General features: G+C 35.7%; 15 protein-coding genes. 1 reads left to right on the top strand and 14 read right to left on the bottom strand.

The genetic code is table 11. The features are described 5' to 3' along the window. The first annotated feature begins 104 nt into the window (after window positions 1-104). The gene (locus DO88_RS11620) at window positions 105-557 is read left to right on the top strand and encodes an REP-associated tyrosine transposase (RefSeq protein WP_033038775.1); all 453 of its coding nucleotides are present in this window, start codon (window positions 105-107) and stop codon (window positions 555-557) included. A 79-nt stretch (window positions 558-636) separates the two neighbouring features. Here DO88_RS11620 and galU read toward each other — a convergent pair whose 3' ends face one another. The 14 genes from galU to DO88_RS11680 all read right to left on the bottom strand — a co-directional run bounded on the left by galU (window position 637) and on the right by DO88_RS11680 (window position 15,145). Then, window positions 637-1,527 (bottom strand): UTP--glucose-1-phosphate uridylyltransferase GalU, encoded by an 891-nt coding sequence (gene galU / locus DO88_RS11625; protein WP_033038773.1) that lies wholly within the window; start codon window positions 1,525-1,527, stop codon window positions 637-639. A gap of 169 nt (window positions 1,528-1,696) precedes the next feature. Then, window positions 1,697-2,701: an NAD-dependent epimerase gene (locus DO88_RS11630; RefSeq protein WP_033038770.1), complete on the bottom strand. Its 1,005-nt coding sequence runs from the start codon at window positions 2,699-2,701 to the stop codon at window positions 1,697-1,699. Between the two features lie 589 nt (window positions 2,702-3,290). Further along, window positions 3,291-4,457, bottom strand: coding sequence for a nucleotide sugar dehydrogenase (locus tag DO88_RS11635; RefSeq protein ID WP_033038767.1), 1,167 nt, complete (start codon window positions 4,455-4,457; stop codon window positions 3,291-3,293). Between the two features lie 160 nt (window positions 4,458-4,617). Next, window positions 4,618-6,573 carry a polysaccharide biosynthesis protein gene (locus DO88_RS11640; protein WP_033038764.1) on the bottom strand — a complete coding sequence of 652 codons (1,956 nt, stop codon included), beginning with the start codon at window positions 6,571-6,573 and terminating at the stop codon, window positions 4,618-4,620. A gap of 204 nt (window positions 6,574-6,777) precedes the next feature. After that, window positions 6,778-7,953 carry a DegT/DnrJ/EryC1/StrS family aminotransferase gene (locus tag DO88_RS11645; RefSeq protein ID WP_033038763.1) on the bottom strand — a complete coding sequence of 392 codons (1,176 nt, stop codon included), beginning with the start codon at window positions 7,951-7,953 and terminating at the stop codon, window positions 6,778-6,780. Further along, complete coding sequence (locus DO88_RS11650) at window positions 7,947-8,600, bottom strand: HAD family hydrolase (RefSeq protein ID WP_050482435.1); 654 nt, start codon at window positions 8,598-8,600, stop codon at window positions 7,947-7,949. Before DO88_RS11650 ends, DO88_RS11645 begins: the two co-directional genes overlap by 7 nt. After that, the gene (locus tag DO88_RS11655) at window positions 8,593-9,555 is read right to left on the bottom strand and encodes an ATP-grasp domain-containing protein (RefSeq protein WP_033038761.1); all 963 of its coding nucleotides are present in this window, start codon (window positions 9,553-9,555) and stop codon (window positions 8,593-8,595) included. The genes DO88_RS11650 and DO88_RS11655 overlap by 8 nt, the downstream gene beginning before the upstream one ends. After that, window positions 9,545-10,165 carry a sugar transferase gene (locus DO88_RS11660; RefSeq protein ID WP_157600361.1) on the bottom strand — a complete coding sequence of 207 codons (621 nt, stop codon included), beginning with the start codon at window positions 10,163-10,165 and terminating at the stop codon, window positions 9,545-9,547. Before DO88_RS11660 ends, DO88_RS11655 begins: the two co-directional genes overlap by 11 nt. A gap of 1 nt (window position 10,166) precedes the next feature. Further along, complete coding sequence (locus DO88_RS18565) at window positions 10,167-10,643, bottom strand: acyltransferase (RefSeq protein ID WP_050482434.1); 477 nt, start codon at window positions 10,641-10,643, stop codon at window positions 10,167-10,169. Window position 10,644: 1 nt separating this feature from the next. Then, a complete protein-coding gene (locus tag DO88_RS0118260) occupies window positions 10,645-11,805 on the bottom strand; it encodes a glycosyltransferase family 2 protein (RefSeq protein WP_050482433.1) in 1,161 nt (386 codons plus the stop codon). Window position 11,806: 1 nt separating this feature from the next. Further along, on the bottom strand, window positions 11,807-12,949 hold the full coding sequence (locus DO88_RS11665; RefSeq protein WP_033038760.1) for a hypothetical protein: 1,143 nt from the start codon (window positions 12,947-12,949) through the stop codon (window positions 11,807-11,809). An 11-nt stretch (window positions 12,950-12,960) separates the two neighbouring features. Beyond that, window positions 12,961-13,656, bottom strand: coding sequence for a hypothetical protein (locus DO88_RS11670; protein ID WP_157600360.1), 696 nt, complete (start codon window positions 13,654-13,656; stop codon window positions 12,961-12,963). Beyond that, a complete protein-coding gene (locus tag DO88_RS11675) occupies window positions 13,653-14,423 on the bottom strand; it encodes a DUF6492 family protein (protein ID WP_033038756.1) in 771 nt (256 codons plus the stop codon). Before DO88_RS11675 ends, DO88_RS11670 begins: the two co-directional genes overlap by 4 nt. Continuing rightward, window positions 14,420-15,145: a hypothetical protein gene (locus tag DO88_RS11680; protein WP_033038754.1), complete on the bottom strand. Its 726-nt coding sequence runs from the start codon at window positions 15,143-15,145 to the stop codon at window positions 14,420-14,422. Before DO88_RS11680 ends, DO88_RS11675 begins: the two co-directional genes overlap by 4 nt. Between the last annotated feature and the right edge of the window lie 108 nt (window positions 15,146-15,253).

Genomic DNA, 15,253 nt, shown 5'->3' with positions numbered 1-15,253 from the left:
CACCTACAACATACACCAACCTGTAGGTGCGAATTTACTTCGCGCTCACTCATCTTAAAAATTTCTATATTTCTGCTACCTTTAAATAAAAAGGATCAATAAAAATGCATCGTTCCGATTTATTAAGAAAAGGCAGAGTATCGTTAATAAATCGATTTTACTCTATTACGTTGGTAGCACATAAAAGAGAAGATAAGTTTATCTCTTTAGATATTAATCGTTTAATTACTAAAGAAATGAAAAATATAGAAGATCAAAAAGCAGCTAAAACAATAGCGTTTGTAATTATGCCAAATCATGTGCATTGGTTAATTCAATTGGGAAATGAAAAATCCCTATCGGATGTAATTAAATCTTTTAAAGGCCGCTGCTCCAAAACTATACGCGATCGTTTAGGAGTACAAAAACTATGGCAACGTAACTACTACGACCATATGATTAGAAATGAGGATGATTTACTTAATAACGCTAGGTATATAATTGCAAACCCTTTAAGGGCTAAAATCGTCGATAAAGTTGCTTTGTATCCCTACTGGGACTGTATTTACATAAAGTAAAAAGCGAGGTGTAAAACCTCACCTAAAACATACGCCAAACCGTAGGTGCGAATTTACTTCGCGCTTTGTAACTAGATTATTAATTTTTTGCGTTCATAAGTATATTTAAATGCTGAGTAAACTCTTTTCCTAGCTTTGCGTCACGCATACCGTACTCAACAATCGCTTTTAAATAACCTAACTTATCGCCACAATCGTGTGAGCGCCCGCTCATATGGAATGCTTCAACCGTTTCTTGTGTCATTAATGCATCAATAGCGTCAGTTAATTGAATTTCGTCGCCTGCGCCTACAGGTGTTTTAGCCAGTAATGGCCAAATATTTTTACTTAATACATAACGCCCAACTACCGCAAGATTTGAAGGTGCTATATCTGCCGGCGGTTTTTCAACCATGGTTTTAATTGCTGCGCTCATCCCTGGGGTAAGTTGCACGCCATTAATATCAGCAATCCCATACTTACTTACATCTTCCTGTGCCACAGGTTCTAGCATAATCTGGCTTGCTTGAGTTTCGTTAAAGCGCTTAATCATCGCGGCTAAGTTTTCAGTTTTTTGATCAGCCGTGTAGGCATCGAGTATTACATCAGGGAGTAGCACAACAAAATCGTTATTACCTACAATTGGCTTTGCACATAAAATTGCATGCCCTAGCCCTTTAGCCTCACCTTGGCGTACACTCATAACCGTTACGTCTGTTGGGCAAATTGAGCGGATTTCGTCAAGCAGTGCGCGTTTAACACGTTTTTCGAGGGTGGCTTCTAGCTCGTAGCTTGTATCAAAGTGGTTTTCAATCGCATTTTTTGAGCTGTGTGTAACTAACACTATATCTTTAATACCTGCGGCTACACATTCACTAACAATATATTGAATCAGAGGTTTATCAACTATTGGCAGCATTTCTTTAGGAATTGCTTTGGTCATTGGTAACATGCGAGTGCCAAGGCCGGCAACAGGAATAACAGCTTTCATGGGTAATCCTTTATTTATAAATTAATTATTTTTAAGTTAACAGGTAAAAAGTAGATGAGGGCTGAATAAGTAATCAAAAACCTGTTGTTAGTAAAAAACGATCCTATTAAAAACAAAAAACACCGTTTTAAACTAAAACAGTGTTTATTTTGTAAGCGGCTAATTACTTTTATTTATAAAAATCTTTATACCACTTAATAAGCTCGCTTACACCTTGCTTAACACCTACTTGTGCTTTATAGCCTGTTGCATTAAATAAGTCTGTAGTATCAGCATAAGTTTTATAAACATCGCCGGCTTGCATTTCGCGGAAGTTCTTTTTAGCTTCTATACCTAACTCAGCTTCAATAGCTTCAATAAACTTCATTAGGTTTATTGGGCTACCGTGACCAATGTTATACACCGCATAAGGAGCAGAGCTAGAAGCTGGTGAACCGCTTTCAACTCTCCAATCTGGGTTTGCGACAGGGATAACATCGGCAGCACGAACAACACCTTCAACAATGTCATCTATGTAAGTAAAGTCACGCCACATATCGCCGTTGTTATTTATATCAATAGTGTCGCCGGCAAGTATTTTTTTAGTAAAAATATACGGTGCCATATCTGGGCGACCCCATGGGCCATAAACGGTAAAAAAGCGTAAGCCTGTTGTAGGTAAGCTATATAAATGAGAATAGCTATGTGCCATTAGCTCATTCGCTTTTTTAGTTGCGGCATAAAACGACACGGGGTGATCAACACTATCGGTTGTTTCAAACGGTGTTTTTTCGTTTAAACCATAAACTGAGCTAGAAGAAGCATAAACTAAGTGTTTAACTTTATTATTACGACATCCTTCAAGCACATTTAAATGCCCGACTAAATTTGAATCAGCGTACGCGTCAGGATTCTCTATTGAATACCTTACACCGGCTTGCGCTGCTAAGTGAATTACTTTATCAAACTGATGCGTTTCAAATAATTCGCCCATTGCTGGGCGCTCACTTATATCAAGCTTAATAAATGTAAATGCTTCATTGCTTTCAAACTGCGCTAATCGAGCTAGCTTTAAATTTACATCGTAATAGTCGTTAAGGTTATCAATACCGACTACTACATGACCGGCCGCTAACAATTTTTGGCATGTTGCCGCGCCAATAAAACCAGCAGCGCCCGTTACTAAATATTTCATAAACACCTTAATTCTGAAATTTAAGCCGCATTTATTTCACAAACAGAAGTAAATGGGGATATATGAGTAGATATCTAAATAGCTACTTTTACATAGTACGACAAAGTACTTTCTAAACATTTTATGAATAAATTTACTCAATCCTTTTGCACAAGATAAATTTCACGAAAGAGCAAAGTGAATATTCTCAAATAATTGTTTTTAATTCTCTAAAGCGCAGCACCCCTCAACCTCTTAGTGAATAAATGACTTAAAAACCTTATTACACAAAGAGAAGCAAAAGAGGAGTAAATGAGAAGACATTTTAAAGCATATAAATGACGAGCTTTGCTCGTCACGCCAGCAAGCTGTGCGTCTACAAGTAAATTTAACCACGGTGTAAATTTTACCGGTAGGCGTAGAACTTGCTCACGCGAAAAGCTCAGCTTTTAATATTTATAACTAATATATTACCTACTTTTGGCTTCTCTAAAGCGCAGCGCCCTCTAAACCTCTTTGTGAATAAGTTACTAAAAACTCAGTAACACAAAACATTCTGAAAACACTACTCAAGCTTAAACACTACTAATAGCATATACCTATTTGTTTACTAATCACTACCAAACAAGTCGCGAGTATAAACTTTGCCTGCAATATCACTCAGCTCTTCAACCATACGGTTAGATACAACAACGTCAGATATTTGTTTAAACTCATTTAAATCTTGTATTACACGAGAGTGATAAAACTCATTTTCTTCAAGTACTGGCTCGTATACTACAACCTCAATACCTTTGGCCTTAATGCGCTTCATAATACCTTGAATAGCTGAAGCTCTAAAATTATCAGACCCTGTTTTCATTACTAAACGATACACACCAACTACCTTAGGGTTGCGCTTAATGATTGAGTCGGCAATAAAATCTTTACGTGTTGTGTTTGCATCAACAATTGCACCAATAATGTTGTTTGGTACATTTGCATAGTTTGCACGTAGTTGCTTAGTATCTTTTGGTAAGCAGTAACCACCGTAACCAAACGAAGGGTTATTATAATGGTTGCCGATACGTGGGTCTAAACTCACACCTTGAATAATTTGTTTACTGTTTAAACCATGTGCTTCAGCGTAGCTGTCTAGCTCATTAAAATAAGCTACACGCATTGCTAAGTAAGTGTTTGAGAATAACTTAATAGCTTCGGCTTCTGTAGAGTCAGTAAACAATACTTCAATATCTTTTTTTATAGCGCCTTGCTTAAGTAAGTTAGCAAACACGCTTGCGCGCTCACTTTGCTCACCCACTACAATACGCGATGGGTATAAGTTATCGTGTAGTGCTTTACCTTCGCGTAAAAATTCTGGCGAAAATATTAAATTACTAATGCCCAACGTCTCTTTAATATTTTGCGTAAAACCAACTGGAATAGTTGACTTAATCACCATAACCGCATTTGGGTTATGCGCTATCACATCTTTAATTACAGCTTCTACTGAGCTTGTATTAAAATAGTTATTTTCAACGTCATAATCGGTAGGGGTAGCTATAATTACAAAATCTGCGTTTTTATAAGCTTCTACTTTATCTGTAGTAGCAGTAAAATTTAAGTCACTACGTGTTAAAAACTCACTAATTTCGGTATCAACAATGGGCGATTTTTTATTATTTAATAGTGCTATTTTTTGCTCATCAATATCTAGCGCCACCACTTCATTGTGCTGTGCTAATAGCATAGCGTTAGAAAGCCCTACATAACCAGTACCTATTACAGCAACCTTCATATTAATCCTTTAAGATTATTCATAATTAATAAGTAATAAGTAATTCTACCAGAGCCACAGCCCAATACGAATAATTAAAAACTATAAACTAGAAAATGCAAAATAGAAGCCTGCTAGTATTAGCCTGTACGTAGATTGGCTTTATTAAGCATGTATACAGTTAACTCTTTAAATTAACTATATTATCTAACTTGGTACTTGTAATTGATTTTTCAGTTTTTGCATTCCAAACTAAATCGCATATGCCATCAGTAGGATTAAAACCTGTTGGCGCATCTAACAATAATTGCCGAATTGTTTCGTGATCAAAATTATGGCATGCAATATCTAATGCTTCTATAAATACATTAAGCTCAGCCAATGGAAGCATGACTTCATTGGCGGTCATTATGCGCTCATGGGTTGTTTCACCCACGTTATCGCCAATTAATAGTTCTTCATAAAGCTTTTCGCCTGGGCGAAGGCCTGTGCACTTTATTTCAATGTCGCCATGTGGATTAGTGTCACTTTTAACCTCAAAGCCAGAAAGGCGCACCATTTTTGTAGCAAGGTCTTTAATTTTAACAGAGTCGCCCATATCGAGTACAAATACGTCGCCTCCTTTTCCCATTGCGCCAGCTTGTATTACTAATTGGGCAGCCTCAGGAATCGTCATAAAAAAGCGTGTTATATCGGGGTGTGTGAGCGTTATTGGGCCGCCCTCTTTTATTTGCCTGCGAAATAGCGGCACAACCGAGCCACTAGAACCTAGTACATTACCAAAGCGGACCATACAAAAACGTGTTTTATGCTTTACGCCTTGCTCTTGCGCTAAGCCCTGCAGCACTAACTCAGCCATACGCTTAGTTGCGCCCATCACATTAGTTGGCCGTACCGCTTTGTCGGTAGAAATAAGTACAAAATTTTCAACTTTAGCATTTACAGCAGCTTTTGCGGAATAATAAGTACCAAACACATTATTGCGAACACCTTCCACCACGTTGTGCTCAACTAAAGGCACATGCTTATAAGCTGCGGCATGGTAAACTGTTTGAACTCCAAAGGCTTTCATTACCGTTTCAAGGCGGTTAATTCGTTGCACAGAGCCCATAATAGGTATTAGCTCTAGTTCTAGGGCATTATTGCAAATGTATTCGTTGAGCTCTTTTTCAATTGAATATAAGGCAAATTCACTTTGCTCAAATAAAATTAATTTAGTTGGTTTTTGCTTAACTATTTGCCTACAAAGCTCCGACCCAATAGAGCCACCCGCACCAGTTACCATAACCACTTTTTTAGCTATATTGTCGGTCATTAAATCTATTTTTGGAGCTACAGGGTCTCGGCCTAATAAATCTTCAACGCCGACATCTGTAATTTCGGCAAGTTTAGCCTTACCTTCAACTATATCGGTCATACCGGGGATTGAAAGTACTTTAATTGTTAATGGCTCTAATTGCGCGAGTATTTCTTTTCGGCGGGCACGGGTAGCACTCGGTAATGCTAGTAACACCTTACTAACTTTACGTTTAGTGCTTAGCTCATAAATGCCTTTAAACGCAATAACAGGTACTCCCTGAATTATTGATCCATGCTTTGTTACATCATCGTCAATAAATGCACTAACAAAGTACTCAGGCCCAGCACCTAAAGCAGTTGCTAACTGACGCCCAGCAGCGCCCGCACCATAAATAATAATGGACTCTTTTTTACTTGTGGTCATTTTACCAATAATGGCACGCACCAATACACGGGCCCCACCCACTGTTAGTAAACACAACCAAGCAAATATAAAGGGCATAGTACGTGGTATATTTATACCCATAAAAAAAGCAATTAACACCAAGCTAACCGTAGTTATTACCGTACCTAGCACTATCGCCCAAATGGCTTGAGAGTTCATGTACCTAAGCACAGCTCGGTACAAACCTAAACTTATAAACGTATATAAACTAACTGGTATTAGTAGCGCTAAAAGGAGCCAATTATCTAAACGTTGCAGAGGCCCAAAGCTATCGAGCCTAACAATAAGTGCTAGCCAAAAAGCAATCACAATAAATAACGTATCAATAAACAGCGTAATAATTCTTTTTTTAGCACGTGATGCATTTAAAATAGAGTGTATAAAACTATCCACTGACAGTTCCTTTTATAATTAGAGTTCTACAAACAATTGTTATCACGAGTACTTTTTAGCGATTAGCCAAAACAATATATATAATATAAAGAGCAGTGAATAAGAGCAAATCAGAGGCCGCTAAAACTCTATACAGCTTTCATTTTTAAAGCGTAGCGACCTCTTTACTTATTTGTAATTTTTTACTTAAGTGATTATATAACCCTATTTTGCTGCGAGACTAAATACTTCTTTGATTACTTGGGTTGTTTTGGCTATTTCGGTTTCAGTCAGCGTTGGATGTACTAAAAACATCAGTGATGTTTCGCCAAGCTCTACTGCATTTGGTAAGCGTTTTTTTGGGCGCCATGGTGTGTTGTCAAACGCTTTTTCAAGATAGACTTCAGAACAACTCCCTTGAAAACACGGTACGCCGCGTTTAACAATCTCGTTAACTATACGGTCACGGTCCCAACCTTCGGCTAATTGCTCAGGCTTAACAAACATATAATGCTTATATTCAGCATGTTCGCTGTACTCTGGCACTGTAACTAAACGAATGCAGTCAAATTCACCTGCGGCTTTATTAAGCTCATCACCATATGATTGACGTGTCATAGTCCAGTCACTCATACGCGTTAGTTGTATACGGCCTAATACGGCTTGCATTTCGGTCATACGCCAGTTAGTGCCAAAGCTTTCGTGTAGCCATCTAAATCCAGGTGGATGTTCACGATTATAAATTGCATCAAAGCTTTTACCGTGGTCTTTATAGCTCCACATTGCTGACCATAACTCTTTTGAGTTAGTGGTTACCATGCCGCCTTCTCCACCCGTGGTCATAATTTTATCTTGGCAAAAGCTCCAAGCTCCCACGTGGCCAATACTGCCCACTGAGCGGCCTTTATATTTAGCACCATGCGCTTGGGCACAGTCTTCAATTACATAAAAGCCATGCTCTTTACTTAATGCCATTATTAAGTCCATTTCAGCAGGCATACCCGCTAAATGCACAACAATAACCGCTTTAGTCTTTGGTGTAAGTACAGCTTTAATACTCGCTGCCGTAATTGATTGGCTATTTAAGTCAACATCAGCAAATACAGGGGCAGCGCCCGCAGTAACAATACTTGAGGCAGACGCTAAAAATGTACGAGGCGTAGTTATTACTTCATCGCCAGCGCCTACATTTAAAGCTTTAAGTGCAAGATCAAGTGCCAAAGTGCCATTACCCAATGCAATTGCGTATTTACTCTCAGACCAAGTAGAGAATTCTTTTTCAAATTCGCGGCCTTCATAACCAGTCCAATAGTTTACTTTATTTGACAAAACTACACGACTAACAGCATCAGCTTCTTCTTGAGTGAAGCAAGGCCAAGGAGAAAATGGGGTATTTAACATGTTAAGCCTTTAAATTGATCTAACCAAATGTTAGCTGCTTGAGTATAATCGCTAGTCAAAGGATGAACTCGTGTATTTATATTAATTATACCTATAGAGTCCCATCCTAATTGGTTAGGGGCAATAAAATCTTTTGTGGGGTTATCTGCAACGTATACTATAGATTTATCAGGATGCAAACGTTGAATGGCAATAAATGAATCTGGCTGAGGTTTTCCTACACCAACTTCTTCAGATATATAAATCGATTCAAAGAAAGTTTCAATTTCTAAAGACGATATTTTTAATCGTTGAGTTATACCTCTACCATCGGTAATCAAATACATCGGTATATTTTTACTCCTTAATTGCTCAAGGATAAAGATTACGCCTTCATGTAATTTAATATTAGGGGTGTGGTACCTATAAGCTAATATTAAATGTTCCTTAAGTGTTTTTGGTAAACTATGCTCTTCAATAACGTAAGAGAAAACATCTGGAACTTTCGTTTTTACAGCTTCTATAAATGTTTTATAGGTAACTTTTGAATATAACCTTTCAATTAACTCTGATAAAAAGTGATATCCAGATAAAACGTAATCCAATTCAGAATAAAGAGTATCGTCTAGGTCAAATACGACCACATCAAAATTTGAAAGATCAGCCATTCGAAACTAAAACCTCAGCATCATAACGTAGCATCACCAACTGGTCTTCCCAATCATCTGTATAATTTAATTTTTCGTTTAAAAAAACTTCTCTTAATAAAAACTCAGGGTATCTTGCGCCAGCTGCATTACTAAGAGGAAACCCACCACCAAACCTAGGGTTAATTTCTATACCATAGATTTGATCTGTTGTTTTTGACTTAAAAACTTGTAGGGTTAAACAACCAAAAGCTGTTTTTAGTTTCGACATCGGTTCTTTAAGTAAATTTACCAGTGCTTTATTAGTGCGCCCCTTACTGATTTCCCCACCTCTAACTTCAACTCTTTCTCTGGGTACCATACAAATAAGCTCACTACTTTGAGTAAAATAAACATCAACTGTATATTCATCAAAAGCTTTATCAGAAACTATTTCCATGTACATCATTTCTGATTTTGGAACATCCCAGGCATCAAGTTCATCTTGTGATTGTAAAATACGAATATTTTGACTTAAACTTCCCGATATTGGCTTTGAAAAGCATGGAAATGCTATGTTGTTTAGTGAATAGGTAACAGGAACAGGAAAGCCAATTTCATTAAATAAATCATGGGTTAGTCTTTTATCCCTACAAGGGACAACTAGCTCACTATCAGATACAACGATTGTGATCCCTAGGTCTTTAAACTCTTGCTTATGTCTAGCAAGTTTTAATAGTTCAGTATCAATTGTTGGTACAACCAATTTTATTGATTCTTTAAAGCAAAGGCTTTTTAATTCACCAATGTACTCATCGTTAAGTACGTGTGGCAATACAAAGCTTTTACACAAAACATTACAAGCTGCTGACATATTCGGATTCATATCAGCACCAAAAACTTCACCATCAACACCTAGGTCTTCAATAGCCTTATCAAATGCTCGCACTAGTGACACTCTCCTTCCAGCTGAAAGTACAAGTACATTATTTTTCATCTTTTTTTCCTGTATTATTATCACTGCCAGTAAAAAAAGGCATGGTTACATGATCATCTGCTGTAATACCTTCTTTAATAAATACTTTTTTTACTGTCAACAAGAGTATTTTCAAATCAAGCCAAAAGCTTTGGTTGTCAACATACCAAACATCATACATAAACTTATCTTCCCAGCTTATAGCATTGCGGCCATTCACTTGCGCCCAACCGGTAAGTCCTGGTTTAACATTATGGCGCCTAGCTTGTTCTGGGCTATACAGCGGTAAATAATCTACCAACAGTGGTCTTGGTCCTACCAAACTCATATCACCCTTGAGAACATTCCATAAGCCAGGTAATTCATCAAGGCTCGAGCTTCTTAATTTGCGTCCAAAAGGAGTTAATCTTTCACTGTCAGTTAAATGAACATTATCAGCATCAATAGCATCGCGCATTGAACGAAATTTGAGCATTTTAAACGTTTTACCTTTCAAGCCAGGCCTTTGTTGTTTAAACAATATTGGTGTCCCGAGGTTTGTAGCCACTTTTCGACTGACAAAAAACATAACTGGTGATAATAAAAGCAAAGCAAAAAAGGAAGCAACTATATCAAAACAACGTTTTATCATACTATGTACTCGAACTTTTAATTTGTTTAATTACTACGGCCGGAATTCCCGCCAAGATAACGTCAGAATCATCAAATGATTTTGTAACTACTGCACCTGCGGCCACAATAATATTGGAACCAGATAAATGAACACCTGGCATAATTTTAGCCCCAGCGCCAACCCAGACGTTATCATTAATGATTACATTTGAATCTTTATGATAATCTTTTGTCCTGTTTTCTTTTAAAAACTCGTCAATAGCTATTTCACTAGACAAAATCATAGCTCCAGCAGATAAGGTAACATTCCTTCCTAATTTCACCCCTCCTCTTGCATTAATATAACAATAGTGATTAATACGTAAACCAGATAATGCTGAAAAATTTTGCGGCGAAACAATTGTAAAATCTCCATACACCCTTAAGTAAGACAAAGGAATTTTAAATATAAGCGAATAATATAAGCTCCTCACAGCTGTGAGTATTTTATTAACCATCTTATTTCCTGGTCGATTGAGGACTTAACCAAAAAGGCTTTATTTTATTTGTTACTGCATTATAGAGCCCGACCAAGGTAGCTAAATGGAATAAGTTGAAATAGTAAAGTTGATAGCCTTTAGAGCCTAAAATCATTTTTTTCCCTAAAATTACCGCTACATAAAAAAGCAATTGAGTAACAATAAATATATTAAAGACTACCGAACTACCATCGTAACCTCGTAATAAAATTAAAATAGATATGAACAAAATAATAGCCTGAATTAAGCCTGCTGAATATCTTAGAAATCTATGTGAGATCATGAAAATAGAGTAAGAAAGGCCAACCTTAAAAGGGTTAAAAACATCTGGATTTTTGTACATAAAGTGCCATGCTCTGCCAAACATTCTCACTTTACGTGAATACTCGTCACTGGTTGTTTCTCCAGCTTTCTCATAAGCTAAAGCTTCAGGATTGTAGACAGAACGCAACCCTTTCTTAACAACCATGGATGGGAACACAATATCGTGACTATACAACGGATCAATAGCTTCGTAACAACTTCTTTTTATTGCGTAAACAGCACCATTCCCTGCCGTAATGCTAGACAAAGAGCTTTCTAGTTTTCTGAGCATTAGCTCGTATTTCCAATATAGGCCCTCAGAATGACTAACATGATTATCATCAGTATTTATGTAGCATAGTTTGCCAGAAACATGTCCTACATCAGTAAAAGCTAAACTTTTAACTAAATTTTCAACTGTATCTTCTTCCCAAATAGTATTGGCATCACAAAATGCAATAACGTCAGAGGTAATAGTCTCACAGGCTTCGTTATGAGCATTAGCGCGACCTTTTCTATCTTTAGTCTGTACAATTCGTACACCTGATTCTTTATACTTCTCAGCAATTTCAATAGTAGTATCTGTAGAGTGATCAGAGGCAACTACTATCTCAAAGTTAGCTCTAGAATAATTCTGTTTTAAGCATGATATTATTGTTTTTTCTATTACTTTTTCTTCATTATGAGCCACAATTACAATAGATACTGATGGGGCGTAATTATCATCTATGGGTTCCTTTCTATTTACCTTAAACTTGCTCAAAACAACTAGGTATACTGGGTATAAAAAATAACACCACAATAACAAAAAAACCATAAAGCACAAAAGTATAAACATTTTATTTAACCCTTAATCTCAATAAACTAACTAATGAATAGATAAGAAAAGCAATTATAATTGCATAATTAATTTTCAAAAAATATGTAATGTCTTCAATCATCATAGCGAACATATAAAAAGACAGAATGATACTTAAAAAATTAATGAATAAATTTGATGAGCAATATGCTCTTTTTAGAAAGAACAAAAATAAAGTTATAAATAAAACCGTAAAAACCCACCCTAAATAGCCAAATATGTTAAATAATAGCAATGGCGCAGGAACAGCGACACCCGTATAATTATGTATAAAAGGCATATTCGTTGATATGTTCGGTATTTGGGTTACTAAACTTTCTTTGAAGCATTCCATGGAACATGCTGTGAATTCATTTAAGATTGGAATTACAGCACCTACTTTACTAATATCTAAACTATAGCCAGAGTCGTAAACTAAAAACCTGTGTGCAACCCTGCCTGCTGCATGCAATAAAACCTCAAAAACTGATGACTCTCTTACATCCTCATTTAAAAAAAGTTTGAAGGATATTAAAAACAAACAGAGCAGAACTAAGACAAAAATCGATCTAAATTTGAGACCATTTGACATAAATATTCTGATGATAAGAAAAAAGCAAATTGATAGTAAATATATTCTTAAGCCCAGTATATAACTTGTGATGAATGCTAGTCCTAAAATTACGTAAAAACTTAGACCAAGCTTATTATTTTTAATTAGCATCACTGCGAGCATGAATGGAACTACTTGCGTCATGCCCGCCGTATATAAGCCACTCCCACTGTAATAGCCATTACGATACTCTTCTGCAAAAAAAACAACATAGGCAAGGCTTGGAATATGCTTTAAAACAAATACAATAAATACACAAAAAAAGAATAAACTAAGAATTAAAAAAGCGATATCGTTTATTGAATCAGTACTATTTTTTACAGCTTCAATATGTTCATTGTCGTAAGTTAGTAACCCCAGTTGCCTAGCAAAAAATAGAGCAACAATTAAAGCGGTACATTGTGAGAAGATAAATAGTGCTAAGTCCACTTTATTTTCAACTAAGTCATTTAAAAACAACAACTCTATTGCTGGAAAAAAAACCATAAATAATGACATCATACTCAAAGCAATAATTACTCTTATATTCAAGCTAACCAACCTTAAATGAAAATGCTAACAGCTAAAAATAATAAAAAAGCTGCTAATGAAGAAAATAATCGAACAAGTAGAAGCTCATTATAAACACTTAATATTAGGTTTCTATACATGCCTAACTTAGCAAGTTTTGGATCAACGAATAAGGTTAATACCAAGGTATTAACCCCATTAAAAACAGATGATAAGCCTAGGATAAAACCTCTATTTTCAGGGTAAGTATTCAAGAGTATAATTATAAATGGCCATGCCAAGTAGTAAGGAATGTAGGATAAAAAAACGACTATATATAAACCTTTGAACTTCTTGGCGGTTCTTAATCTTGAATCCGTCCTAGGTATATTATTAACAAACTTAACTTTTTTAAAGTATGATCCATGTACCTCAACCCGCTTAAGTAGAGTTAAAAATATTTTTTCTACTTCAACCCTAAAGATGAATAATAGAAACAACATAGAGGGTAAAAGTAAAAAGCTTAAGGTAACCGAATAACTATTAGAGTAAATGCTTCCCGTGTCTGATAATGCACCGATTAATGGCATAAACATGAAAATTAATGCTCTTGACAATAAGCCTAAAGAGCTCTGAAGTATTAACCCTGATGCAGCATTATTAATCGCATAGCCTGATTTTCTTGAAATAGATGTTGAGGCTTCAATACAAAAAAGAAAAGAAAGAAGTAAAAACAATAACGCGATCACCCTAATTGCTTCCCGAATAAATATAAAGTTTTTGCGCGTAGATGCCGTAAGAAACCTGTTTTATGATGACTTTCAAAAGCTAGCAAATCAAATTTTTTTAGTCCGTTAACTATAGAGTCGTTAATACAATCCATTCTGCGGAACACTTTAATTTGATGGACCGGGTAGGAAAATCTATTCACTGCAAAACTGCCGTAAAGTTGGTACTCACTAAACTGTACATTTTCATTTGCTTTTAATATATCTAAAATGGCATCAACCCAAAATTTATTAAACTTTGCCTCAATTTCATAAATAAGTTTTTCTAATATATTTCTATTAAAAACCATCTCATTGGTCACATATGAAGGTTCTTCGAAAGAATCGAGACTTAATATTAATTTATTAAAATCAGTGTATTTATTTTCAGCAAGCTTACCTGTTGTGCTTATAGAGTCAGTTTTGAATGTATCTCTCTTTACAACGCTATCACCATCTATTATATAAACATTTTCATATCCTAGATTAAGGCAAACATGTAATTTAAGAAATTGTTGGTAATACCAGCCAACACGGAGGTTAGTATTTTTTAATTTTTCTGAAAAACTCTCAAAATCAAAGAAACTTTGATCATCGAGTATATTTATCTTATCTAAATTAATATTTTCTGAATCAGGAGTTACTAAGTAGGTACTATAACCTTTAAACTCCTCACATAAAAAACTAATCAACCTTTCATCACATTCTTTCGCAATAACCACAACAGCCGATTTTTTCATAGTATTCATTTAACACAACCTCTCTTAAAAGTATAAGCAGCTTTAATAACTTCATACTTTATTAGCTGTAGCATACTAAACGACTTTCTTTGCGGTGAAATATTGTAGCCAGCCTTAACTAATTTATTTTTAACTACTGGGTTCCACTTACCTTTTACAACACCATTTAAATAAGAAAACCCTGCTTTTTTGGTAGAATAAAAATGAGGCAAATCTCGGCACCTGTTATTCCCTTTCGTTTCAAATTCCCATGCATTTTCAGAGTCAACTAAAAGTGACCTTAGTACTTCTACATTCCATAATGAAAACACAGTCGCATTCCGGTATTCAGTAGATAGATTCTTTTTTAATATTTCTCTCGTAAACTCTTGCTTTGCCCCAACTGACTTGGTGAACTGCAAATAGTCAACATTATTATCTAATGCCCATTGGCATTGACGCATAATAAAACTATTATCAACTTTTTTATTTAAAAACAAGTCATCGAATGTCAATAAAACATATTTAGCATTTATCTTATCCAAAGATTTTAAAATATTATCCGACCAAGATTTCTCTTTACCAATTTGTAGCGGTCTAAATAAATCACTCTCAAAGCTTCTATGATTACTAGTCAAAAAAATTGGGAAGTCACAGTCATTCCAATAGCATTTATAAGCCTCTTCCAATGGTTCCCATAAGTCATTCGCGCCATCATATGTTGATATTAAGACCGCAACATTATCTTTCATTTAAATTTCACTCTATTAATTATTCAACTAAATTAACTGTCGACACACTACTTGAATCCAATGAACGCTAAAAGCGTCAAAGTAGTTTCCTATCTTTAACCTAGCAAC

It is taken from the genome of Pseudoalteromonas sp. S3431 (genome assembly GCF_000690035.1).
GTDB lineage: Bacteria > Pseudomonadota > Gammaproteobacteria > Enterobacterales > Alteromonadaceae > Pseudoalteromonas > Pseudoalteromonas fuliginea.
This window is presented reverse-complemented; position numbering and strand designations above follow the sequence as displayed.

Coding starts and splice junctions, on each gene's coding strand:
- DO88_RS11620 (WP_033038775.1), top strand. CDS start 105: ATGCATCGTTCCGATTTATTAAGAAAAGGCAGAGTATCGTTAATAAAT.
- galU (WP_033038773.1), bottom strand. CDS start 1,527: ATGAAAGCTGTTATTCCTGTTGCCGGCCTTGGCACTCGCATGTTACCA.
- DO88_RS11630 (WP_033038770.1), bottom strand. CDS start 2,701: ATGAAATATTTAGTAACGGGCGCTGCTGGTTTTATTGGCGCGGCAACA.
- DO88_RS11635 (WP_033038767.1), bottom strand. CDS start 4,457: ATGAAGGTTGCTGTAATAGGTACTGGTTATGTAGGGCTTTCTAACGCT.
- DO88_RS11645 (WP_033038763.1), bottom strand. CDS start 7,953: ATGTTAAATACCCCATTTTCTCCTTGGCCTTGCTTCACTCAAGAAGAA.
- DO88_RS11650 (WP_050482435.1), bottom strand. CDS start 8,600: ATGGCTGATCTTTCAAATTTTGATGTGGTCGTATTTGACCTAGACGAT.
- DO88_RS11655 (WP_033038761.1), bottom strand. CDS start 9,555: ATGAAAAATAATGTACTTGTACTTTCAGCTGGAAGGAGAGTGTCACTA.
- DO88_RS11660 (WP_157600361.1), bottom strand. CDS start 10,165: ATGATAAAACGTTGTTTTGATATAGTTGCTTCCTTTTTTGCTTTGCTT.
- DO88_RS18565 (WP_050482434.1), bottom strand. CDS start 10,643: ATGGTTAATAAAATACTCACAGCTGTGAGGAGCTTATATTATTCGCTT.
- DO88_RS0118260 (WP_050482433.1), bottom strand. CDS start 11,805: ATGTTTATACTTTTGTGCTTTATGGTTTTTTTGTTATTGTGGTGTTAT.
- DO88_RS11675 (WP_033038756.1), bottom strand. CDS start 14,423: ATGAATACTATGAAAAAATCGGCTGTTGTGGTTATTGCGAAAGAATGT.
- DO88_RS11680 (WP_033038754.1), bottom strand. CDS start 15,145: ATGAAAGATAATGTTGCGGTCTTAATATCAACATATGATGGCGCGAAT.